This is a genomic window from Pantoea sp. WMus005, assembly GCF_013415305.1.
GTDB classification, from domain to species: domain Bacteria; phylum Pseudomonadota; class Gammaproteobacteria; order Enterobacterales; family Enterobacteriaceae; genus Pantoea; species Pantoea rara.
Genome location: NZ_JACBXU010000001.1, coordinates 2,136,341 through 2,158,632, shown reverse-complemented (window position 1 = coordinate 2,158,632; position 22,292 = coordinate 2,136,341). Strand labels below are relative to the sequence as shown.

At 56.9% G+C, this 22,292-nt stretch carries 18 protein-coding genes; 13 read left to right on the top strand and 5 right to left on the bottom strand.

Annotation, left to right across the window (positions count from 1 at the left end):
- Window positions 1-151 precede the first annotated feature (151 nt).
- Genes HZZ01_RS09930 through HZZ01_RS09920 form a run of 3 tightly spaced genes read left to right on the top strand, consistent with a single transcriptional unit; the run spans window position 152 to window position 1,853 of the window.
- Window positions 152-829, top strand: a complete 678-nt coding sequence (locus HZZ01_RS09930; RefSeq protein WP_179896844.1) for a CsgG/HfaB family protein — start codon at window positions 152-154, stop codon at window positions 827-829.
- 11 nt (window positions 830-840) lie between these two features.
- Complete coding sequence (locus HZZ01_RS09925; protein WP_179896842.1) at window positions 841-1,200, top strand: DUF4810 domain-containing protein; 360 nt, start codon at window positions 841-843, stop codon at window positions 1,198-1,200.
- Window positions 1,197-1,853: a DUF799 domain-containing protein gene (locus HZZ01_RS09920; RefSeq protein ID WP_179896840.1), complete on the top strand. Its 657-nt coding sequence runs from the start codon at window positions 1,197-1,199 to the stop codon at window positions 1,851-1,853. The genes HZZ01_RS09925 and HZZ01_RS09920 overlap by 4 nt, the downstream gene beginning before the upstream one ends.
- A 29-nt stretch (window positions 1,854-1,882) precedes the next feature.
- Here the strand turns inward: HZZ01_RS09920 and HZZ01_RS09915 are convergent, their stop codons facing one another.
- A complete protein-coding gene (locus tag HZZ01_RS09915; RefSeq protein ID WP_179896838.1) occupies window positions 1,883-5,557 on the bottom strand; it encodes an AAA family ATPase in 3,675 nt (1,224 codons plus the stop codon).
- On the bottom strand, window positions 5,554-6,753 hold the full coding sequence (sbcD, locus tag HZZ01_RS09910; RefSeq protein WP_179896835.1) for an exonuclease subunit SbcD: 1,200 nt from the start codon (window positions 6,751-6,753) through the stop codon (window positions 5,554-5,556). Before sbcD ends, HZZ01_RS09915 begins: the two co-directional genes overlap by 4 nt.
- Window positions 6,754-6,950: 197 nt before the next feature.
- Between sbcD and phoB the strand changes: the two genes are divergently transcribed.
- The 6 genes from phoB (at window position 6,951) to proY (ending at window position 14,312) form a co-directional block, all read left to right on the top strand.
- Window positions 6,951-7,640, top strand: a complete 690-nt coding sequence (gene phoB / locus HZZ01_RS09905) for a phosphate response regulator transcription factor PhoB (protein WP_003852491.1) — start codon at window positions 6,951-6,953, stop codon at window positions 7,638-7,640.
- Window positions 7,641-7,655: 15 nt separating this feature from the next.
- The gene (gene phoR, locus HZZ01_RS09900) at window positions 7,656-8,969 is read left to right on the top strand and encodes a phosphate regulon sensor histidine kinase PhoR (RefSeq protein WP_179896833.1); all 1,314 of its coding nucleotides are present in this window, start codon (window positions 7,656-7,658) and stop codon (window positions 8,967-8,969) included.
- Window positions 8,970-8,988: 19 nt separating this feature from the next.
- Window positions 8,989-9,915 carry a PstS family phosphate ABC transporter substrate-binding protein gene (locus tag HZZ01_RS09895; protein WP_179896831.1) on the top strand — a complete coding sequence of 309 codons (927 nt, stop codon included), beginning with the start codon at window positions 8,989-8,991 and terminating at the stop codon, window positions 9,913-9,915.
- A gap of 156 nt (window positions 9,916-10,071) precedes the next feature.
- Window positions 10,072-11,178, top strand: coding sequence for a cobalamin-independent methionine synthase II family protein (locus HZZ01_RS09890; RefSeq protein WP_179896829.1), 1,107 nt, complete (start codon window positions 10,072-10,074; stop codon window positions 11,176-11,178).
- 391 nt (window positions 11,179-11,569) lie between these two features.
- Window positions 11,570-12,889: a branched-chain amino acid transporter carrier protein BrnQ gene (gene brnQ / locus HZZ01_RS09885; RefSeq protein WP_179896827.1), complete on the top strand. Its 1,320-nt coding sequence runs from the start codon at window positions 11,570-11,572 to the stop codon at window positions 12,887-12,889.
- A 70-nt stretch (window positions 12,890-12,959) separates the two neighbouring features.
- Window positions 12,960-14,312, top strand: a complete 1,353-nt coding sequence (gene proY / locus HZZ01_RS09880; RefSeq protein WP_179896825.1) for a proline-specific permease ProY — start codon at window positions 12,960-12,962, stop codon at window positions 14,310-14,312.
- A gap of 514 nt (window positions 14,313-14,826) precedes the next feature.
- On the opposite strand, the gene HZZ01_RS09875 is transcribed toward proY, so the two are convergent.
- The 3 genes from HZZ01_RS09875 to HZZ01_RS09865 form a co-directional block, all read right to left on the bottom strand.
- A complete protein-coding gene (locus HZZ01_RS09875) occupies window positions 14,827-16,083 on the bottom strand; it encodes a histidine-type phosphatase (RefSeq protein ID WP_179896823.1) in 1,257 nt (418 codons plus the stop codon).
- On the bottom strand, window positions 16,084-16,896 hold the full coding sequence (locus HZZ01_RS09870) for an inositol monophosphatase (RefSeq protein ID WP_179896821.1): 813 nt from the start codon (window positions 16,894-16,896) through the stop codon (window positions 16,084-16,086).
- Between the two features lie 206 nt (window positions 16,897-17,102).
- Window positions 17,103-17,684, bottom strand: a complete 582-nt coding sequence (locus HZZ01_RS09865; RefSeq protein WP_179896819.1) for an ACP phosphodiesterase — start codon at window positions 17,682-17,684, stop codon at window positions 17,103-17,105.
- 103 nt (window positions 17,685-17,787) lie between these two features.
- On the opposite strand from HZZ01_RS09865, the gene queA reads away from it, so the two are divergent.
- The 4 genes from queA to secD all read left to right on the top strand — a co-directional run bounded on the left by queA (window position 17,788) and on the right by secD (window position 22,290).
- Window positions 17,788-18,858 carry a tRNA preQ1(34) S-adenosylmethionine ribosyltransferase-isomerase QueA gene (queA, locus tag HZZ01_RS09860; RefSeq protein WP_179896817.1) on the top strand — a complete coding sequence of 357 codons (1,071 nt, stop codon included), beginning with the start codon at window positions 17,788-17,790 and terminating at the stop codon, window positions 18,856-18,858.
- A gap of 78 nt (window positions 18,859-18,936) precedes the next feature.
- Window positions 18,937-20,085 carry a tRNA guanosine(34) transglycosylase Tgt gene (tgt, locus tag HZZ01_RS09855; RefSeq protein ID WP_013356969.1) on the top strand — a complete coding sequence of 383 codons (1,149 nt, stop codon included), beginning with the start codon at window positions 18,937-18,939 and terminating at the stop codon, window positions 20,083-20,085.
- Entirely contained in the window at window positions 20,085-20,417 is a 333-nt protein-coding gene (yajC, locus tag HZZ01_RS09850; protein WP_009091760.1) for a preprotein translocase subunit YajC, read from the top strand. Before tgt ends, yajC begins: the two co-directional genes overlap by 1 nt.
- A 25-nt stretch (window positions 20,418-20,442) precedes the next feature.
- A complete protein-coding gene (secD, locus tag HZZ01_RS09845) occupies window positions 20,443-22,290 on the top strand; it encodes a protein translocase subunit SecD (RefSeq protein WP_179896815.1) in 1,848 nt (615 codons plus the stop codon).
- Window positions 22,291-22,292: the final 2 nt, after the last annotated feature.

Genomic DNA, 22,292 nt, shown 5'->3' with positions numbered 1-22,292 from the left:
ACTGGCCAACTTTCCTTAAAGATCTTTCAGTCTGCTGCCGACAGTCTACAGACCGGCATCATGAATGCTATGGCATTACTCCGACTGTCGACAGAACCAGAATTTACCGCCCTCGCGCGGGTTTACGTCTCTTTCACTTCATGGATTAGAAATGCAGAAAAAATATGCCTTTGCGGCACTCTCCCTGTTAACGGCGTCGCTGATCAGCGGCTGTGCCACCGAATCCTCCCGTGCTATTCAGGCCCCGCAGGCTCGCGCTGCCAGCCAGCCGGTTTATCAGGGCGTGCGCAGCCCGATTGCGGTGGGTCAGTTTGATAACCGCTCTTCGTACATGAACGGCATCTTCTCTGATGGCGTCGATCGGCTGGGTAATCAGTCGAAAACCATTCTCATTACCCATCTGCAGCAGACTAACCGTTTCAGCGTGCTGGATCGCAGCAATCTGAAAGAGCTGCAGCAGGAGTCGGACTTCAAACGCAGCCAGCAGAATATCAAAGGCGCGAACTACATCATCACCGGTGATATCACCGAGTTTGGCCGCAAAGAAGTGGGCGATCAGCAGCTGTGGGGCATTCTGGGCCGCGGTAAAACGCAGGTCGCCTATGCCAAAGTGAATCTGAACGTGGTGGATGTCACCACGTCTGAAGTGGTCTACAGCACCCAGGGTGCGGGCGAGTATCAGCTTTCGGCGCGTGAAGTCATCGGCTTTGGGGGCACCAGCAGCTATGACTCGACGCTGAACGGCAAAGTGATGGATCTGGCGATTCGGGAAGCAGTCGATCATTTAGTGGATGGAATCAACAACGGCGCATGGCGTCCGGCTAAATAAGGAAGCAGTAAATGAAGATGATGACACTGAGCGGCGTGCTGATTGCAGCGGCGCTGCTGGCGGGCTGCGCGCCAAAAGCGCCGAAAACGATCTACTACTGGGGCGATTATCAGCAGCAGGTTTACAGCTACTATCAGCCGGGCAGCGATCCGCTGAAGCAGATTGATGCGCTGAATCTGGATATTGAGAAAGCCCGTGCCGTTAACCAGGCGGTTGCGCCTGGCCTGCATGCCCAGCTCGGCCTGCTCTATGCGAAGACTGGCGATACGCAGAAAGCCTTTGGTCAGTTCGCCACGGAGAAGCAACTGTTTCCTGAATCGGCACCTTACATGGATTTTCTGATGAGTAAAAAACAAGGAGTAGTACGGTGAAAAAACTGATTGCCCTGAGTGGCGCGCTGATGGTGCTGTTGCTGACCGGCTGTGCGCAGCCGAAAAAACCGTATGACTACAGCGCGTTTCGTGCCAGCAAGCCCGCCTCAATTCTGGTGTTGCCTGCGGATAATAAATCACCGGATATCAACGCCGCACACAGTCTGAACTCGCTGGTGACGCGTCCGCTGGCCGAAGCCGGTTACTACGTCTTCCCGGTGGCTGTTGTTGAAGAGACGTTTCAGCAGAATGGTGTGACCAGCGCCACTGACGCTCAGGCTGTCAGCGCGAAGCGTCTGAATGAGATCTTCCACGCCGACAGCGCGCTCTATATCTCGATCAGCGAATATGGCAGCAGCTACCGGGTTATTGACAGTGTAACGACCGTGACGGCGCAGGCACGGCTGGTCGATCTGCGCAGCGGCAAAGAGATCTGGCAGGGTAAGGCCAGTGCCAGCGACAATGAAGAGAACAACAATAATAATGGCGGACTGGTGGGGATGCTGGTTAACGCGGCGATCAAACAGATTGCCAGCAACGTGACTGACAAAGCGCACACCGTTGCCGGACTGACCAGCAATCGTATGCTGGCACAGAACGAGCAGGGCGGGTTACTTACCGGTCCACGCTATACGCTGGTTAGCGCCCGCTGATCAGATTCAGACGGGCGCTCAGGCGCCCGTTATCCCTGCGGCAGTTCCAGCTGGCTGTATCCTAATCCATTCATCTTGCGCACTTTAATCTGCACCGGAATACGCTCTTTCATCGCTTCCACATGACTGATCACCCCAATGGTTTTGCCGCTGGCATTAAGCGCGTCAAGAGCATCCAGCGCGGTATCCAGCGTCTGGGCATCCAGCGTGCCGAACCCCTCATCCAGAAACAGCGATTCGATGCGCGTTTTGTGGCTGACCAGGTCCGATAACGCCAGCGCCAGCGCCAGACTGACCAGGAAACTCTCGCCTCCCGATAGCGTGCGGGTATCACGTGCCGCGTCGGCCTGCCAGGTATCGACCACATCCAGCTCCAGCAAATCCTGCGCCCGGCGTTGCAGCAGATAGCGCCCATGCAGCCGATCAAGCTGCCTGTTAGCCAGTGCCACCAGGTGATCCAGCGTTAAGCCCTGTGCAAAGCGCCGGAACTTATCGCCGGTCGCGGAGCCGATCAGATCGTTGAGCCGGCTCCACTGCGCCAGCACCACGCCATCCTGTTCAATCTGGGTCATCAGGCTCTGCTGCCGCACACGAAGGCTGGCATCGCTGTGCAGTTGCTGCTGAATCTGACCCTGCTGACTGGCGTTGTCGCGCAGTGCCAGCCGTAACTGCTCCAGTTGTTGCACCAGCGCTTCGGCGGATTCTGGCATCGCATCAGGCTTCGCCTGCTGATGGACGCTGAGCCGCTGGCGCAGATCGGCCAGTCGCGCCTGGTGCTGCTGGCATTGCTGATCGAGCTGTTGCAGCTGCTGACGCAGTTGCAGCGCGGTCTGCTCATCCAGCAGCGCCGCGCGCAGACTGGCTTCGTCGGCGAATCCGGCGCTCTCACGTGCGTGCTGCAGCGCACTTTCCGCTTCTGCCAGTTTGCCGCTGAGTGTCTGACGCTGATTTTCCAGACCTGAAAGCTCACCCTGAAGGCGACTGACCTCGGCCTGGGCCTGCTGCAGGGCACTGAGCTGTTGGGTCAGCTGTTCATCAGACTGCTGAACGCGGGCCTGCATCTGCTGACGGGCCTGGGTGACGTCGCGATCGCCAAACAGCGCGTGGCGCTGCTGACGCATTTCGCCTAGCTGCGTCTGGCTCTGCTGCTGCTGCAGCTGACGGATCGCCAGCTGCTGCTGTTCCAGGTCTGCCTGCTGTTGCAGCGCAGTGAGCTGGGTTTCGCCCTTTAACAGCTGCGGTTGCAGGTTAGCGAGCAACTGCTCACTCTCCTGCCAGCGCTGCCAGCGCTGCTGCTGTTCTGCCAGCCATGCATCGCGAGAGGCGGCATCCGGCAAAGTCAGGTTATGCGCGCTGAACTGCTGTTCCAGACGACTCTGCAATTGCGCCATGGCCTGCTGTTCCTGTTGCAGACGCTGTTGCAGCGCATCCAGCGTCTGCTGCAGGCTGGTCAGCGACTGCTGCGCCAGTTGCTCCGCCTGCAGATGTTGCTGCCAGGCCTGCGACTGCTGAAGATGGTGATCTTTTGCAGCCTGCCGCGCCTGTTCAGCGGCTTCCTGTGCCTGGCGCTGCTGCTCAAGCTGGCTTTCACGTTCGCTTTGTTGCTGCTGCCACGTGGCTAAAGCGTCACGATCGGTAAGCGGGAAGGTAAGTGCCAGCTCACCGCTCAGCGCCTGCCATTGCTGCTCTAGCTGGTCGAGCTGACGCTGCGTCTCCGCGATTTCATCGCGCAGCGTCTGCTGTTGCAGTGCGGACTGCTTCAGCTGTTCGCTTTTGGCCGTGCCCGCTTCGCGCAATGCCTCGGTTTGCTGCTGCAGAGCAGCCCGGCGCTGCTGGTTAGCACTCACTTCCAGCGTGCTGTAGGCCTCGACGGCAGGATGGGAGCAGGAGCCGCATAGCGGGCAGGGCTGATCGACGGTCAGTCGTGCACGGTAATCGCTGAGATCGACAATCTGCTGCTCCAGCGCGCAGATTTTTTCGACGTCATCCAGCTGCTGTTTTTCGCGTTTCCACGTCTCGCGCAGGGTCTGGAGTTCTGATTCACTCTGCTGATGCGCTTTTTCCAGTGTGTTCAGCCGCTGCTGACGTTGTCCCAGCTGCTGGTGCAGCGGCTGCCACTGTGCAGAGAGCAGCAGCAGTTGCTGACGCGCCGGACGGCTGTTCTGCAACTGGCTCAATGCCTGCCTTAGTGCGGCTGGCGCATGCTGTTCCTGAAGCGAAGTTAGTGCTTGCTCCGTTTGCAACAGCGCCTGGCGGGCCTGTTGCTCCGCCTGCTGGCGCGGCAATGCCTGCTGTGCCTGCTGTTGCTGCTTTGCACGCTGCGCGTCGATTTGCTGCTGTTGCTGATCGCGCTGCCGGGTCAGTTCCGCCAGCGTCGCCTCACGCTGTGCCAGCAGGGCAAAGTTCTCCTGCCATACCGGCAGCGAAGCGCCCCAATGCGCCAGATCGGCAAGCTGCTCACGTAACTGATGCTGTTCAGCCATCTTCTGCTGCACTGACGTGACCTGCCGCTTCTGCTCCGTCAGGCTGGCCTGGGTCTGGTCGACATGCTGCTGCAGACGGCTATTTTCCTGCTGCTGCTCCGCAAGATGCTGCTGCAACGTACTGATCCGCTGATCCAGCGGGAGAACCTGTTCCGTCAGCAGGCTTTCCTGCAGCTGTTGTTCCTGCAGCGCCTGCTGGCGGGCCGTCTGAGCAGCTGCGTAATTCTGCTGATGCTGCTGCTGTTGGTTCTGCGCCTGCGATGCCGCCGCGGTGAGTTGCTGACAGCGGCTCTCAACCTGCTGCTGTTCGGTGCGTAACGCGTCGCGCTGCTGCAGTTTTACCCGCAGCTTTTCAGCCGGCTCGCTGCGAGCCAGCCGCTGGCGGTCCATCTCTGCCGCCTGGGATGCGGCCTGGGCCTGCTGTACTGCCGCTTCAGCCTGCTCCTTCTCCTGCTGTAACTGCTGTGTCTGCTGCTGCCACTGCTGCTGTTGCTGCGCCTGTTGATAGTGCGCGCTGAGCCGCTGTTCAGCGTCGGTCAGATCGGTGAGCTGCTGTTGCAGCGCGTCGCGTGCGTCACTATCCAGAAGCGCCATCGCACCAGCCTGGCTGCGCAGCAGTTCCAGCTGGTTTTTTGCCTCTTTATGGCGCTCGTAGATGGCGGCGGAAATCAGGCCGTAAATTTCGGTGCCTGTCAGCTCCTCCAGCAGTTCGGCACGCTCACTGGCTTTGGCGTTGAGAAAGGCAGCGAACTGGCCCTGTGACAGCATCATCGAGCGGGTAAAGCGTTCGAAATCAAGACCGGAGAGGGTTTCGATCATCTTCAGTTTGTCACCGACTTTATCGGCAACAATGGTGTTATCGGCGCAGCGCGCCAGCTCAACGCGCGGTGCCTGTAACTTGCCGTCGGCGGTGCCGCGCGCGCGGTTCTGGCTCCAGAAGGCGCGCCAGGCTTCGCCTTTGATCTCAAACTCTACTTCAGCCAGACATTCGGCACAGTCGCGCGTCATCAGCGCATTCTGGCTCTGGGAAATCGCGCCCAGGCGCGGTGTCTGGTGATAGAGCGCCAGACAAATGGCGTCCAGCAACGTGGTTTTACCCGCCCCGGTGGCCCCGGTTATGGCGAACAGGCCGTTGCTGGCAAAGGGTTCGGCACGGAAGTCGATGAACCATTCACCGCGCAGGGCATTGAGGTTTTTAAACCGTAGCGTGAGGATCTTCATTGGGTCTCTTCCATGGCGGCCAGCGTCTGGCGGAACAGGGTGGTCATCTCGTCGATTTGCGCCGGCTGCAGCTCTTCATCCAGCGCCAGCCGGCGGGCAAAGACCTCCTCTACCTTCAGCTCACTCAGGGTTTCGTTGTCGAGCCGCGCCAGGCTCTGCTGCCGCTGTTCACGGCTGCGGCGCAGCAGCAAGACCTCAACCGGCAGCGTGGCGGTCAGGGTTTCGACCTGACGCTGCAGATCGCTGAGGTACTCCTGCGTGGTGACTTCGATGTCGAGCCAGGTTGGCTTCTCCTGCTCTGCCGTACTGAAGGCGTTTACCTGCTCTGCAATCTGCGCCAGCGATCCTTTTAGCACCTGCATCGGCTGCGCCTGCGGCACCATCAGCGGCGTGACCGATTGCAGGCCACTGGCGGCCAGTTCCAGCAGGAAGACACTCTTTTCGCTGCCCAGCTCATCAAAGCTCAGTGGAATCGGCGAGCCGCTGTAGCGGATATGCTCGCTTCCCGCGACGCGCTGGGCGCGGTGAATATGGCCCAGCGCAATGTAGTCAGCCGCCGGAAAGGCGCTGGCGGGGAAGGCATCCAGCGTACCGATATAGATGTCGCGCACCGAATCGCTCTGGCTGACGCCGACGGTGGTGAGATGGCCGGTGGCGATAATCGGCAGCGCATAACCCAGCGCCTGGGCAGCGGCGAAACGCTGCTGATAGTGATGGGCGATCGCCTCCAGCAGCGAGGTCTGTTTGTCGCGCCCCGACTGACCCGCCCGGCTGCGCAGGATATCGCGCGGCCGCAGATAGGGAATGGCGCACAGCAGCGCGGCAGGTTCGCCCTGGCGGGTGTTGAGCAGCAGCACATCATCCTGCTCCTGGGGCGTGGCGATCACCCGGGTGTTGAGACAGGCAAGCAGTTCGCGCGACTCATTCAGCGTCGCCACGGAATCGTGGTTGCCCGCCAGCACAATCAGCTGACAGCCGGTGGGCTGCAGCGCCACCACAAAACGGTTAAACATCTCGCGGGCGTAGCTGGGCGGCGTGCCGGTATCAAACAGATCGCCCGCAATAATCAGTGCATCCACCTGATGCTGTTCAATCTGGATCAACAGCCAGTCGAGAAACGCCTGATGCTCGGCTGCCCGACTTTTGTTGTAAAAGAACTGCCCCAGATGCCAGTCCGCAGTATGAATGATGCGCATGATGAGTCCCTGCCGTTGTGATTCGCCCGGCGATTATACTGGCTCTGCGGCCAAAGCAAAAAATTGTCGCTGCGCTGTCATAAATGATTACCAACGGCGTTACAGGCAGGTTATGTTTTTCATAAAAGTGTCACAAATCTGACGCATAATGGCGCCGCGAATCTCAGTGACAGCCGTCATAATCAGCAGGAGTAATAATGGCTAAGCGCATTTTGGTTGTGGAGGATGAAGCCCCCATCCGTGAAATGTTATGTTTTGTTCTGGAACAGAACGACTATCAGCCAATCGAGGCGGAAGATTATGACAGTGCCGTTGGCAAGCTGATTGAACCCTGGCCCGATCTGATTTTACTGGACTGGATGTTACCCGGTGGCAGCGGTATTCAGTTTATCAAGCATCTGAAACGTGAGGCGATGACCCGCGATATTCCGGTGATGATGCTCACTGCGCGCGGTGAAGAGGAAGATCGGGTGCGCGGCCTGGAAGTGGGCGCCGATGATTACATTACCAAGCCGTTTTCACCCAAAGAGCTGATGGCGCGAATTAAAGCGGTGATGCGCCGTATTTCACCGATGGCGGTGGAAGAGGTGATTGAGATGCAGGGACTGAGTCTGGATCCCTCTTCGCATCGCGTGATGTCCGAAACCACCCCGCTGGAGATGGGCCCCACCGAATATAAGCTGCTGCACTTCTTTATGACCCACCCGGAACGCGTCTACAGCCGCGAACAACTGTTGAACCATGTCTGGGGCACCAATGTGTATGTGGAAGATCGTACTGTCGATGTTCACATCCGTCGTTTACGTAAAGCGCTGGAAGTCTCCGGCCACGATCGCATGGTACAAACCGTCCGTGGAACAGGGTATCGTTTCTCTGCCCGCTACTAAGACGGAGCTTTAACCGTGCTGGAACGCCTCTCCTGGAAGAGATTACTGACAGAACTGCTGCTGGCCTGTCTGCCTGCGGCGCTGCTGGGCATGCTGTCTGGCGGCTTGCCCTGGTGGCTGCTGCTCAGCGTGGTCATGGTGCTGTTATGGCATTTCCACAATCTGATGCGGCTGTCGCACTGGCTGTGGCTCGACCGCACCATGACGCCACCCGCCGGGCGTGCCAGCTGGGAGCCGCTGTTTTATGGCCTTTACCAGATGCAACTGCGCAACCGGCGACGGCGGCGTGAACTCGGTAATCTGATCAAACGTTTTCGCAGCGGTGCCGAGTCGCTGCCGGATGCGGTGATCCTGACCACGGAAGAGGGCACCATTTTCTGGTGTAACGGCCTGGCCCAGCAGCACCTGGGTCTGCGCTGGCCAGAAGATAATGGCCAGAACATCCTCAATCTGCTGCGTTATCCGGAGTTTTCCCGTTATCTTCGCCAGCGCGATTTTGACAAGCCGCTGACGCTGGTGCTGAACAACAAACTTCATATGGAATTCCGCGTCATGCCCTACAGCGAAGGGCAGTGGCTGCTGGTGGCGCGTGATGTGACGCAGATGCATCAGCTGGAAGGGGCACGCCGCAACTTCTTTGCCAACGTCAGCCATGAGTTACGCACGCCGCTCACGGTTCTGCAGGGCTATCTGGAGATGATGAACGACTCGGTGATGAGCGAGCCTTCGCGCAGCAAAGCGTTGCACACGATGTCGGAGCAGACGCGCCGTATGGATAGCCTGGTCAAACAGTTGCTGACGCTGTCGCGCATTGAAGCTGCACCGGCAATCGATCTGAAAGAGAAGGTCGATGTGCCGGTGATGCTGAAACTGCTGCAGCATGAAGCGGCGACGCTGAGTGGGGGGCGTCACGATATCCATTTCCATACCGATCCCCATCTGAAAGTGTTCGGCAACGATGAGCAGCTGCGCAGCGCCATTTCTAATCTGGTTTACAACGCGGTGAATCACACCCCGGATGGCACGCGGATTGATATCAGCTGGCTGCGCAGCAAGCAGGGCGCTACCTTCCGGGTGTGCGACAACGGACCGGGTATCGCCTCAGAACATATTCCCCGTCTGACCGAGCGTTTTTACCGGGTTGATAAAGCGCGTTCGCGTGCGACCGGCGGCAGCGGGCTGGGGCTGGCGATTGTAAAACATGCGCTGAGCCACCATAACGCGCGGCTCGATATCACCAGTGTGCCGCACAAAGAGACCTGTTTTACTTTTACGCTGCCCGCGAGGTTGATTGTCAGCAGCGTCATGCAGGAGAATGCCGTTCACTAATCGCTGCCGGATCTCTCTGATGCGTTTCTTTCTCCTGTTGATCGTTACTCTGCTGCCGGGCCTGGCTCTGGCCCAGCCTGGCACGCTCTCCGGCAATCTCAGCAGCGTGGGATCCGATACGCTCGGTTATCTGATGACCCTGTGGGGCGAAGATTTCAGTCGTCAGGCGCCGGGCGTCAATGTGCAGGTTCAGGCCTCCGGCTCTTCTACTGCGCCGACCGCGCTGGCGGCGGGTGCCGCACAGCTCGGACCGATGAGCCGTCCGATGCAGGCTGATGAGCGGCAGGCTTTTGAGGCGCGCTACGGCTATCCGCCGCTGGCGGTTCCCGTGGCGATGGATGCGCTGGTGGTGGTCGTGAATCAGCGCAATCCGCTGCAGCAGATTGAACCACGTCAGCTCGACGCCATCTTCTCCGTTACCCGTCTGTGTGGCGCACACAGTGTGCCGCTGCGTTGGGGCGATCTCGGGTTAAGCGGCGCGCAGTGGAGCAAACGACCTATTCAGCGCTATGGACGTAATTCCGCCTCCGGCACCTGGGGTTTCTTTAAACAGCAGGTACTCTGCAAAGGCGATTTTCGCAGCGACGTGGCGGAGTTTCCGGGCTCGGCCGCGGTGGTACAGGCGGTGGCCGGTAATTCGCGAAGTATCGGCTACGCCAGTTTTGGCTTTCATCTCAGCGGCGTAAAAATGCTGGCGGTGACGAATGATCAGGGGCAGGCGATTGCCCCTGATGCCGATGCCATCCGCAGCGGGCGCTATCCCTGGGCGCGCCCCCTTTATCTCTATGTTAATAAAGCACCCGGTAAACCGCTGCCGCCGCTGGTCGCCGCGTTTCTGCAGCAGGTGCTCTCTCCGCAAGGTCAGCGGCGGGTCAGCGAAGCGGGCTATCTGCCGCTCTCAGACAGCCAGATGGCGCAGGCGCGTGCCGCGCTGCTTAACCCCTAAGTTGAATTTTTTTCATCATCGCTGAATTTTCTTCAGTTGCAGATGAGCGCGGCGCATGCCACTCTGTGTTCAGACATGTAGCCATCCAGACGGCTATTTATATCAGGATGCAATTATTTCCTGCCGTCATTACCGGCAGGAGAGACAGGAGTGATCATGCAAAGAGAAACCGCCCCGTTCCGTGCCGATACCGTTGGCAGCTTCCTGCGTCCCGCTGCGATTAAGCTGGCGCGTGAACAGTTTGCTGCCGGAGAGATTGATGCGGCGGCCCTGCAGCAGATCGAAGATGATGCGATTCGCGATGTGGTGGCGAAGCAGCGTGAAAATGGCCTGAAGGTGGTCACTGACGGCGAGTTTCGTCGCGGCTGGTGGCACTTCGATTTCTTCTATGGCCTGAATGGCGTCGAGCGCTATGAAGCGGAACAGGGCATCCAGTTTAACGGCGTGCAGACCAAAGCGCATGGTGTGAAAGTGGTGAGCAAACTCGGTTTTCCGGCGGATCATCCGATGCTGGCGCATTTCCGCTTCCTGCAGAGTATTGCCGGGGACGCGGTGCCGAAGATGACGATTCCCAGCCCCAGCGTGCTTCACTTCCGCGGTGGCCGCAAAGTGATCGATGCTGAGGTCTATCCCGATCTGGCGGATTACTTTGACGATCTGGCGCAGACCTACAAAGCGGCGATTCAGGCGTTTTATGATGCGGGCTGCCGCTATCTGCAACTGGATGACACTGTCTGGGCTTATCTCTGCTCTGAAGATCAGAAGCGCGATATCCGCGCACGCGGCGACGATCCGGATCAGCTGGCACAGATTTACGCTCAGGTACTGAATAAAGCGCTGGAGGATAAACCTGCCGATCTGACCGTGGGTCTGCATGTCTGTCGCGGGAACTTCCGCTCCACCTGGATCTCCGAGGGGGGCTACGGGCCGGTGGCAGAAATTCTGTTCGGCAGCGTGAACGTGGATGCATTCTTCCTGGAGTATGACAACGCCCGTTCCGGTGGCTTTGAGCCACTGCGTTACATTAAGCCGGGTCATCAGCAGGTGGTGCTGGGTTTAATCACCACTAAAGTGGGTGAACTGGAAGATCCGGCGCAGGTGAAAATCCGGCTGGACGAGGCGGCGCAGTATGTCAGCCTGGATCAGATTTGCCTCAGCCCGCAATGCGGTTTTGCCTCAACCGAAGAGGGCAACAGCCTGACCGAAGCGCAGCAGTGGCAGAAGATTCGCCTGGTCGTTGAGATCGCGAATCAGGTCTGGTAGTGCTGTAACGTTGTGCAGACAGGCGCGTAAAACGCGCCTTTTGTGTATCTTCAGCCCCGTTTATGCGGGGATTTCTCACTCTCTGTCTATTATTTAGGCACATCATCTTGTGCGCCTGCTGCAAAAATTAACGCTATCCACTGCCTTTTAAAAAAATGGCGGTATAACCTTCTGGTTTTCCGATCCCGTATTGCCTTTCGCCGCTATAAACGTTTTACTTAGCGCCGTTGTCGATCCATCCCTCTGTGAACAGAATAAAAGCAGCTTAAATCACCTGCGCTTTAGCCTGCGATGAGCATAATGCGCTGACATTGTCAGCCAGATCGCGGTTTACACGCAGCGAGGGGACAACACTAACCCAACTTCCACCGCAACATCAGTGACAGGCCGTATGACACATCGTTTAACTTCGAAGGACATTCTCGCGCTGGGCTTTATGACATTCGCCCTGTTTGTTGGCGCGGGCAACATCATTTTCCCGCCAATGGTCGGTATTCAGTCTGGTGAACACGTCTGGACCGCCGCGATTGGTTTTCTGATTACCGCAGTCGGTTTACCGGTGATGACCGTGATCGCACTGGCCCGTGTCGGCGGCGGTGTGGATGCGCTCAGCACCCCGATTGGCAAGGTCGCTGGCATCGTGCTGGCCACCGTGTGCTATCTGGCTGTCGGACCGCTGTTTGCCACCCCGCGCACAGCAACGGTCTCGTTTGAGATGGGCATTGCCCCGCTGACCGGTGATGGCGCGCTGCCGCTGTTTATCTACAGCCTGATCTATTTCGCGCTGGTCATTGGCGTGTCGCTCTATCCGGGTAAGTTGCTCGACACGGTCGGGCACTTCCTTGCGCCACTAAAAATCATCGCGCTGACTGTGCTGGGCGTGGCTGCGCTGGTGTGGCCGGCAGGCGGAACCATTCCGGCGACGGCTGATTATCAGCGTGCGGCGTTTTCCAGCGGTTTCGTTAATGGCTATCTGACCATGGATACGCTGGGTGCGCTGGTATTTGGCATCGTGATTGTCAACGCCGCCCGTTCGCGTGGCGTCGATAATGCCGCGTTGCTGACACGTTACACTGTCCTGGCAGGCTTGATCGCGGGTCTGGGCCTGACGCTGGTCTACCTCTGCCTGTTTAAACTGGGCGCAGGCAGCGGGGCGCTGGTGGATCAGAACGCCAACGGCGCAGCGATTCTGCATGCGTATGTTCAGCACACCTTTGGCAACATGGGCAGCTTCTTTCTGGCCACCCTGATCTTCATCGCCTGTATGGTGACAGCTGTTGGCCTGACCTGTGCCTGTGCGGAATTTTTTGCGCAATACCTGCCGTTATCGTATAAAACGCTGGTGTTTATTCTGGGTCTGTTCTCGATGGTGGTGTCGAACCTCGGCCTGAGCCACCTGATTCAGATCTCCATCCCGGTACTGACGGCGATTTATCCGCCTTGTATCGTGCTGGTGGTGCTGAGTTTCACCCTTAACTGGTGGAATAAGAGCAGCCGGATTGTCGCACCAGCCATGCTGGTAAGCCTGCTGTTTGGTATTGTTGATGCGATTAAAACCACCGGGTTTAAAGATTTGCTGCCCGCTTTCAGTCAGCATCTGCCGCTGGCCGATCAGGGTCTCGCCTGGTTGCCGCCGTCGCTGGTGATGCTGCTGATTGCCGCTGTTGTTGATAGGGTGAAAGGGCCGGAACAGGTTGCCGTTCACTCGTAACAGCGAGCACTGATTTTTCTTTAACCACGGCCTTGTCCGTGGTTTTTTCATTTCACAGGTACAGGTTGTTATGCAAGAAACCAACAAGCTCAAACGCGGACTGAGCACGCGCCACATCCGCTTTATGGCGCTGGGATCGGCGATTGGCACCGGGCTGTTTTACGGTTCCGCCGATGCGATAAAAATGGCCGGACCGAGTGTGCTGCTCGCCTATATCATCGGCGGAGCAGTCGCTTATATCATCATGCGCGCGCTGGGTGAGATGTCCGTTAACAATCCTCAGGCCAGCTCCTTCTCACGCTACGCGCAGGACTATCTTGGGCCGATGGCGGGTTACATCACCGGCTGGACCTACTGTTTTGAAATTCTGATTGTGGCGATTGCGGATGTCACCGCGTTCGGCATCTATATGGGCGTCTGGTTCCCCGAGGTGCCGCACTGGATTTGGGTGCTGAGCGTGGTGCTGATTATCGGTGCCGTCAATCTGATGAGCGTGAAGGTGTTCGGCGAAGTAGAGTTCTGGTTCTCCTTCTTTAAAGTCGCCACCATCATCGTAATGATTCTGGCCGGTTTCGGCATGATCATCTGGGGGCTCGGTAACGGCGGCCAGCCGACCGGCATCCATAATCTGTGGACCAACGGCGGCTTTTTCGCGCATGGCGTGGTCGGCATGTTACTGTCGCTGCAGATGGTGATGTTCGCTTATGGCGGTATCGAAATCATCGGTATCACTGCGGGTGAAGCGGAAGATCCGGAGAAGTCGATTCCGCGTGCGATCAACTCAGTGCCGTGGCGCATTCTGGTGTTTTACGTTGGCACGCTGTTTGTGATTATGTCGATCTACCCGTGGAATCAGGTAGGGACGTCGGGCAGTCCGTTTGTGCTGACCTTCCAGCATCTGGGCATCGCGGCAGCTGCCTCTATCCTGAATTTCGTGGTGCTGACCGCGTCACTGTCGGCAATTAACAGCGATGTGTTTGGCGTAGGCCGCATGCTGCACGGGATGGCGCAGCAGGGACATGCTCCGAAAGTCTTCATGAAAGTCTCGTCGCGCGGGATCCCGTGGGTGACGGTCGTGGTGATGATGTTCGCTATGCTGATTGCGGTTTATCTCAACTACCTGATGCCCGAAAAAGTCTTCCTGGTGATTGCTTCTCTGGCGACCTTTGCGACGGTGTGGGTCTGGATCATGATTCTGTTGTCGCAGATCGCGTTCCGTCGCAAAATTGGCAAAGAGGCGGCGGGTAAGTTGCAGTTTGCGCTGCCAGGCGGCAGCTGGACGGCCGGTGTCGGCGTGGCCTTCCTCTGCTTTATTATCGGGCTGATTGGTTATTTCCCGGATACCCGCATTTCCCTCTATGTCGGCATGGTGTGGATCGTGGTACTGCTGCTGGGCTATAAGCTGGTGCGTAAAACCCGTTAATATTCTGTTCTGCTCTCCTGATGTATGGGGGAGCAGAACACGCTATTTCCCTCTGATGTTTTCCCCGCATCTGATTATTTATGTGATCCCCGCCACAACACAAAGTCCTTTTATTCGGCACTCATTTCTTCTCTGCGAAATAAGATCATGCATCACATTATCTCAGTAAATAATGCCGGGAATGATTATTTCAAATAGTAATGAATATCACTGAGGATGCAAATCGGGAAAATGAACACAATGGCGCTTCGGGCGAGAGAGCGTACAGCCAGACGAGTACTGAGGGGCAATAAAGGCAGAAATAAAAAACGGCGAAACCAGTCGCCGAAATACTCAAGGATTACAGGAAAATAGTAAATAAAGGGATGATTGACGGAACTATCGTAAAACAAAATGCGTGGAGCTGATAGTCAGATGATTTAATTAAGAAAAGACCGGGGTGGCGTTAATTAACAGCGGTTAACATTATTAAGGCCGCATCAGGGTTGCAGCCTTAATTTGATTAGCCAGAGACTCAGGGCAATATAACTGAAACTGGCAGCACAGCGCTGTTATCCAGGTTTTTACGCAGCTGAGTCAGCGTGGATTGATAAGGGCAGAGCAGGCCGACATCGGTGACTCTGCAGCCGGGCTGATGCCATTCCTGACGTAATAACGGATGTTTATCATCAAGCGGTTGCAGCTGGCGAATGCCATCCAGACTCTGCGCCTGAAAATAGATCCGCAAAAAACGGTTGCCGCTATGGGTGTCGCGCCAGCGCTCCAGCACCAGACTACTGCCAGGCGGAATATTGCCGCGTGAATAGCCGGGCAACTGCCAGCTAAAGTCCATCAGGGTGCGCACCATCGCAATATTGGTGTCATGCGCCACCAGAATCAGCCAGCGGGTCGGCGAGTTATCAGAAGCAATTTCCTCCAGCAGGGTGTTGAGCAGTATTGAGCCACGGCGCTGTGCCTGATAGAGGATGTCGTTACTGAGATCGTAGTTTGCGGTCAGCAACGGAAGCAGCGAGGTGATCTGCGCGGCCGAGGTGATGTGTCCCCAGGCGATCTGATCAAACGGCAGGTTTTCGCTGTAACTCAGTCGCAGCGTCTCCACCATGCTCGCCATCACACTCAGCCCGTAAACGTAAGTGTTGCCGTTGCGCGTCTGCCGGAACGCCCAGGGCGCATCAAATAAGGGGCAGTCTGTGGCGGCCGGGCAGACAGCGGCTTTCAGCTGCTGAATCACCGGCTGCAACTGCTGTTGCAGCTGCGCCAGATCACCCGCTCTCTGCTGTTTAGCGGCCAGTTCCTGAGCGGGATCGATTCGGGTGAACGTCAATTTCCCGGTCTGAAACAGAGGATCAACATCGCCCGCTACGTGATGGACTGGCACGCCGCAGCCGGGAAATGCCCCATCCGTCAGCGCCGAAGCTGTGGCACGGGTGCGTTGCAGCGGACTGGCACGCACGTAAACCTGGGACGTGTCAGGACAGCCTGCGTTCAGCAGGCCGAGCTGGCGATAGTGCTCGCCTTCCCAGCGTCCTTTATTGACCACGGCGCTGTAGCCGTGGCCAGTCAGCTCGCCATCGGCAGTGGTCCACTGCGTCCAGGGTTGCTGGCTGGCGGCTTCTATCTCTTTGCGATTGCCAGGCGTGGGCGGACGTACACCGTGACGGCTCAGTTCGACCACTTTCTCCAGCTGGTAATTCGCCGCCTGTGACGCCGGGCTTAGCAGCCAGAGAGAACCGAGGATCAGTGCACAGCGGGACAGGACAGACAGCGTCATTTACTCCTCCAGGGCGCGATTACCGGTCAGCGCTTTAATTTTTGGATAGAGGGCCGCATTGGCCAGCAACACCGGGTTGCCGTTTTTCAGTCCTTCGTTTCGCAGATAATCATTGGTGACACCGCCTGCTTCACGCATCAGGACGATGCCCGGCAGGCTATCCCACGGATGCATATGCGCTTCGTAGTAGCCAATCAGGCGCCCGGCCGCTGCCCAGGCGCTGGTCAGCGCGCCCGAGCCGATACGAATAAACATACCACCCTGTTCAGTCAGGCCGCTAATCAGGCGCGCGGTACTTTCGCCCGGGGTCCGGCTGGAGTTGCTGATGCCCAGCAACCCTTCGTTAAGATGCTCAGCATCATGAACCTGCAGACGACTCTCGTTGACCCATGCGCCCTGGCCTGCTCGTGCGTGAAACAGCTCCTGATGATTAGGATCGCAGACTACGCCGATCACCGGTTCACCATCACAGACCACCGCCAGTGAGACGCACCAGTTAGGCAGACCGTTGACGAAACAGGCAGTACCATCGATCGGATCGACGACCCAGATAAAGGGCGTGCCCTCCACCTCGCCACCGCTCTCTTCACCATAGACGGCATCCTCAGGAAAACGCTCAGCGATTAATGACTTAATCAATGCCTCAACGTTTCGATCAGCTTCGCTGACCACATCCTGCAAATCCCTTTTGTGTTCCACGACCAGTGTCTGACGCTGCTGATACCATGATAAGGCCCGGCTGCCCGCCGCACGGGCGATGTCGCAGGCATAACGATAACGCGCGTCTATTTCAGAATGCGAAGCGGATGACATCTTTTCCTCTTATGTTTTTTTACCCTAAAGAATGGAAGGTGCGCCTGAACAGGCGGTCTGGCTGTAATGTTTTTTTAGCTATTGTTAAGAAAGGCTTCATTAAGCCGCAGATAAGCAGTAATGGCAAGATAGCGCGGAGGCGCGAGAGGGGCTTTTTATGCGGGCCGGGGTGGGCATCCGCCAGCCCGGCAGCAGAGGATCGGGTTTTACAGGGTTCTGCCGGATGCCAGCGCCATTAAACGCGGATAAAAAACAAAAAACAGCGCTTCCAGCTGATCATAGTGTTGCCTGAAATCGTGGTAAGAGTCGCGCAGCGCCACCAGGCGTGGACGACGACTGGCCATGCCGTGCAGCACCCGCTCCAGCCGGGCAGGCTGGGCATAATGTTCAAACCAGCGCTCGTGCCACATCACGGCATTAAGTTCCTGAAACTCTACAGGCGTGTCTGCCAGCTGCGGCATAATTTCGCGCTCGGCGGCGGCAGAAAAGGCTATCAGTGTCTGCTCCGGCGAGAATTGCAGCCAGTGACGGGCCAGAAAATGGTCCCAGATGACATCCAGCGTAATGGGTGCGACGCGATAAGTCTCCGCACGGAACAGCTGACGCGCACTGCGGACTTCCGGCAGCGCATCGGTCATCACATCCAGACGACGATGCATCAGAATACCGTCCGCGACAGGCGCAGACCAGTGCTGGTGCGGGTTGCCACGCACAAAGTCGGCCATTAAATTGCCGAGTAAGGAGCTGTCGGCCAGCTTAGCCAGATGGAGATGCGCAAGAAAGTTCATGCCGCATTATAGGCTGAACTGCCTTTGCGCAGCCAGTTGTTCAGAATTGGTCGTTTTTCCGCTAAACTGTGCCGCCTGTTTTTGCCTGAGAAAGAACATTTCAATGCGTGTCGCCGATTTTGCTTTTGAACTGCCCGAATCCCTGATTGCTCACTATCCCCAGGCGCAGCGCAGCGGCTGTCGCCTGCTGTCGCTGGATGGCCCCAGCGGGGCCTTATCGCACGGTGTTTTCACCGACGTGCTGGATAAGCTGAATCCAGGCGATCTGCTGGTGTTCAACAACACGCGTGTGATTCCGGCGCGTGTCTTTGGCCGTAAAGCCAGCGGCGGCAAAATCGAGATGCTGGTAGAGCGGATGCTCGACGACAAACGCGTGCTGGCACACGTGCGTGCCTCGAAAGCGCCAAAGCCAGGTGCAGAATTGTTACTGGGCGAAGATGAGAGCGTGAAAGCGACGATGGTGGCACGCCACGATGCGCTGTTTGAAATTGTCTTTGATGATGATCGCGCCGTGCTCGACATCCTTAACAGTGTCGGCCATATGCCACTGCCACCGTATATTGATCGTCCCGATGAAGAGGCGGATCGCGAGCTTTACCAGACGGTTTACAGCGCCCGTCCGGGTGCCGTTGCGGCACCGACCGCCGGTCTGCACTTTGATGAACCGCTGTTGCAGGCGCTGAAAGAGAAGGGCGTTGAGATGGCGTTTGTGACGCTGCATGTCGGTGCTGGCACTTTCCAGCCGGTGCGCGTCGACAACATCGAAGAGCATCACATGCACGCGGAATATGCCGAAGTGCCGCAGGAGGTTGTCGACGCGGTGCTGGCCTGTAAGGCTCGTGGCAATAAAGTGGTCGCTGTCGGCACCACCTCTGTCCGTTCGCTGGAAAGCGCTGCCAAAGCGAGTCAGGATGCCCTGATTGCGCCGTTCTTCGACGATACCCAGATTTTTATCTATCCGGGCTATGAGTACCAGGTGATCGATGCGCTGATCACCAACTTCCACTTGCCCGAATCGACTCTGATTATGCTGGTCTCGGCGTTTGCCGGTTATCAGCACACCATGGCCGCGTACCGTGCAGCCGTGGCTGAGCAATATCGTTTCTTCAGTTATGGTGACGCGATGTTTATCAGCAAAAATCCGCAGGCGCCGCTGGAAACAGTGGGCGACTGATTTATTAACCGATAGCCGGAATCGCCTGTTACGCGACGAAGGTTATCTGCATCGGACTGTTTCTCCGATGGAGGCTTTGTGAAATTTGAACTTGATACCACAGACGGACGGGCGCGCCGTGGCCGTCTGATTTTTGATCGCGGTGTGGTGGAAACCCCTGCGTTTATGCCTGTCGGCACCTATGGCACCGTAAAAGGCATGACGCCGGAAGAAGTGCAGGAGACCGGCGCGCAGATCATTCTGGGCAATACCTTCCACCTCTGGCTGCGTCCGGGCCAGGAGATCATGAAACTGCATGGCGATCTGCATGACTTTATGCAGTGGAAAGGACCCATCCTGACCGATTCCGGCGGCTTCCAGGTCTTCAGCCTGGGTGACATCCGCAAAATCACCGAAGCGGGCGTTCACTTCCGTAACCCGATTAATGGCGACCCGATTTTCCTCGATCCGGAAAAATCGATGGAGATTCAGTACGACCTCGGTTCCGACATCGTGATGATTTTTGATGAATGTACGCCGTATCCGGCGGACTGGGACTACGCCAAACGCTCTATGGAGATGTCGCTGCGCTGGGCGCAACGCAGTCGTGACCGTTTTGACAGCCTCGGTAATAAAAATGCGTTATTTGGCATTATTCAGGGCTCGGTTTACGAAGATTTACGAGATGTCTCGGTGAAAGGTCTGGTAGAGATTGGCTTTGATGGGTACGCTGTGGGCGGCCTGGCGGTGGGTGAGCCTAAGCAGGACATGCACCGTATTCTTGAGCACGTCTGTCCGCAGCTTCCGCAGGATAAACCGCGTTATCTGATGGGCGTCGGCAAGCCAGAAGATCTGGTTGAAGGCGTTCGTCGCGGCGTCGATATGTTTGACTGCGTGATGCCAACCCGTAATGCCCGAAATGGTCACCTGTTTGTGACTGAGGGTGTGGTGAAAATCCGCAACGCCCGATACAAAGATGACACTGCGCCACTGGATGCGGAGTGTGATTGTTACACCTGTCGCAATTATAGCCGTGCCTACTTGTATCATCTCGACCGTTGTAACGAAATACTGGGCGCGCGTCTGAACACTATCCACAATTTGCGCTACTACCAGCGTCTGATGGCAGGTTTACGCCAGGCCATCGAAGAGGGTAAATTAGAGCGCTTTGTAACTGAGTTTTACCAACGGACGGGCAAAGAAGTTCCGCCATTAACGTCTGATAATTCATCAATGAGGGAAATTTAATGAGCTTATTCATTTCTGACGCCGTGGCTGCAGCTGGCGCACCGTCTCAGGGAAGTCCGTATTCTCTGGTGATCATGCTGGTGGTGTTTGGTCTGATTTTCTACTTCATGATCCTGCGTCCGCAGCAGAAACGTGCGAAAGAGCACAAGAAGCTGATGGATTCCATCTCTAAGGGTGATGAAGTGCTGACCAGCGGTGGCCTGGTCGGCCGCGTAACGAAAGTCTCTGACACGGGCTACGTAGCTATCGCGCTGAATGACACCAATGAAGTGGTCATTAAACGTGATTTCGTCGCCGCCGTACTGCCTAAAGGCACTATCAAGGCGCTGTAATTCTTTCTTCCCTAAGGGAACTGCCGTGTTAAATCGTTATCCTTTGTGGAAGTACGTAATGCTGGTCGTCGTCATTCTCGTCGGCCTGCTCTATGCGCTTCCCAACCTGTATGGTGAGGATCCGGCCGTTCAAGTCACTGGCGCGCGCGGAAGCGCCGCCAGTGAGCAGACGTTGGATCAAATTCAGTTCGCATTAAAACAAGACAATATCCAGAGCAAATCTGTTGCGCTGGAAAATGGTGCGATTACCGCGCGCTTCAATAATACGGATGTGCAGTTACGCGCCCGTGAAGCGATCATGAAAGCGCTGGGTGAAAACTACGTTGTCGCGCTGAACCTTGCGCCAGCCACGCCGCGCTGGCTGAGTATGCTGTCAGCAGAGCCGATGAAACTCGGTCTCGATCTGCGTGGTGGTGTGCACTTCCTGATGGAAGTGGACATGGACACCGCGCTCAGCAAGCTGCAGGAGCAGAATGCTGACACGCTGCGTAGCGATCTGCGCACCAAAAATATCCCCTACACCACCGTCAATAAAGTCGCGAACTACGGCGTGGAAATTCGTTTCCGTGACGCTGCCAGCCGTGATGCGGCAATCTCCTGGCTGACTTCTCGTCATCAGGATCTGGTGATCAACAGCAGCGGTAGCGATGCTCTGCGTGCCACCATGAGCGATGCCCGTCTCAGTGAAGCGCGGGAATATGCGGTTCAGCAGAACATTACGATTTTGCGTAACCGTGTAAACCAGCTGGGCGTGGCGGAACCGCTGGTTCAGCGTCAGGGCTCCGATCGCATCGTGGTTGAGCTGCCGGGTATTCAGGATACAGCGCGTGCCAAAGAGATTCTGGGCGCAACCGCGACGCTGGAATTCCGCCTGGTGAACACCAGCGTGGATCCTACTGCGGCGGCCAGTGGCCGTGTTCCGGGTGACTCAGAAGTTAAAGACATGCGTGATGGCCAGCCAGTGGTCCTCTACAAGCGGGTGATTCTGACCGGTGACCATATCACCGACTCGACCTCCAGCATGGATGAGTACAATCAGCCACAGGTGAACATTTCACTGGATGGCGCAGGCGGTAACATCATGTCCAACTTCACCAAGGACAACATCGGCAAGCCGATGGCGACCCTGTTTGTGGAGTACAAGGACAGCGGTAAAAAAGATGCCAACGGCCGTTCAGTTCTGGTGAAACAGGAAGAGGTGATTAACGTCGCTAATATCCAGTCTCGCCTGGGGAATAGCTTCCGCATTACCGGTATCAACAACCCGAACGAAGCGCGTCAGCTGTCGCTGCTGCTGCGTGCCGGTGCGTTGATTGCGCCAATCCAGATCGTGGAAGAGCGGACTATCGGTCCGACTATGGGTCAGCAGAACATTACTCAGGGTCTGGAAGCCTGCCTGTGGGGACTGCTCGCCTCGATCCTGTTTATGGTGGTGTTCTACAAGAAGTTTGGTCTGATTGCGACGAGTGCGCTGCTGGTTAACCTGGTGCTGATTGTCGGCGTCATGTCCCTGCTGCCTGGCGCGACCCTGACCATGCCGGGTATTGCCGGTATCGTGTTAACACTGGCGGTGGCAGTCGATGCTAACGTACTGATTAACGAACGTATTAAAGAAGAACTGCGAAACGGGCGCTCGGTTCAGCAGGCAATTCATGAGGGCTATAAAGGCGCCTTCTCCAGTATTGTCGATGCGAACGTGACCACGCTGATCAAAGTGATCATTCTTTACGCGGTCGGCACCGGTTCGATCAAAGGCTTTGCTATTACCACCGCAATTGGTATCGCGACCTCAATGTTCACCGCGATCGTCGGTACCCGTGCCATTGTTAACCTGGTTTACGGTGGCAAACGCATCAACAAGCTGTCTATCTGAGG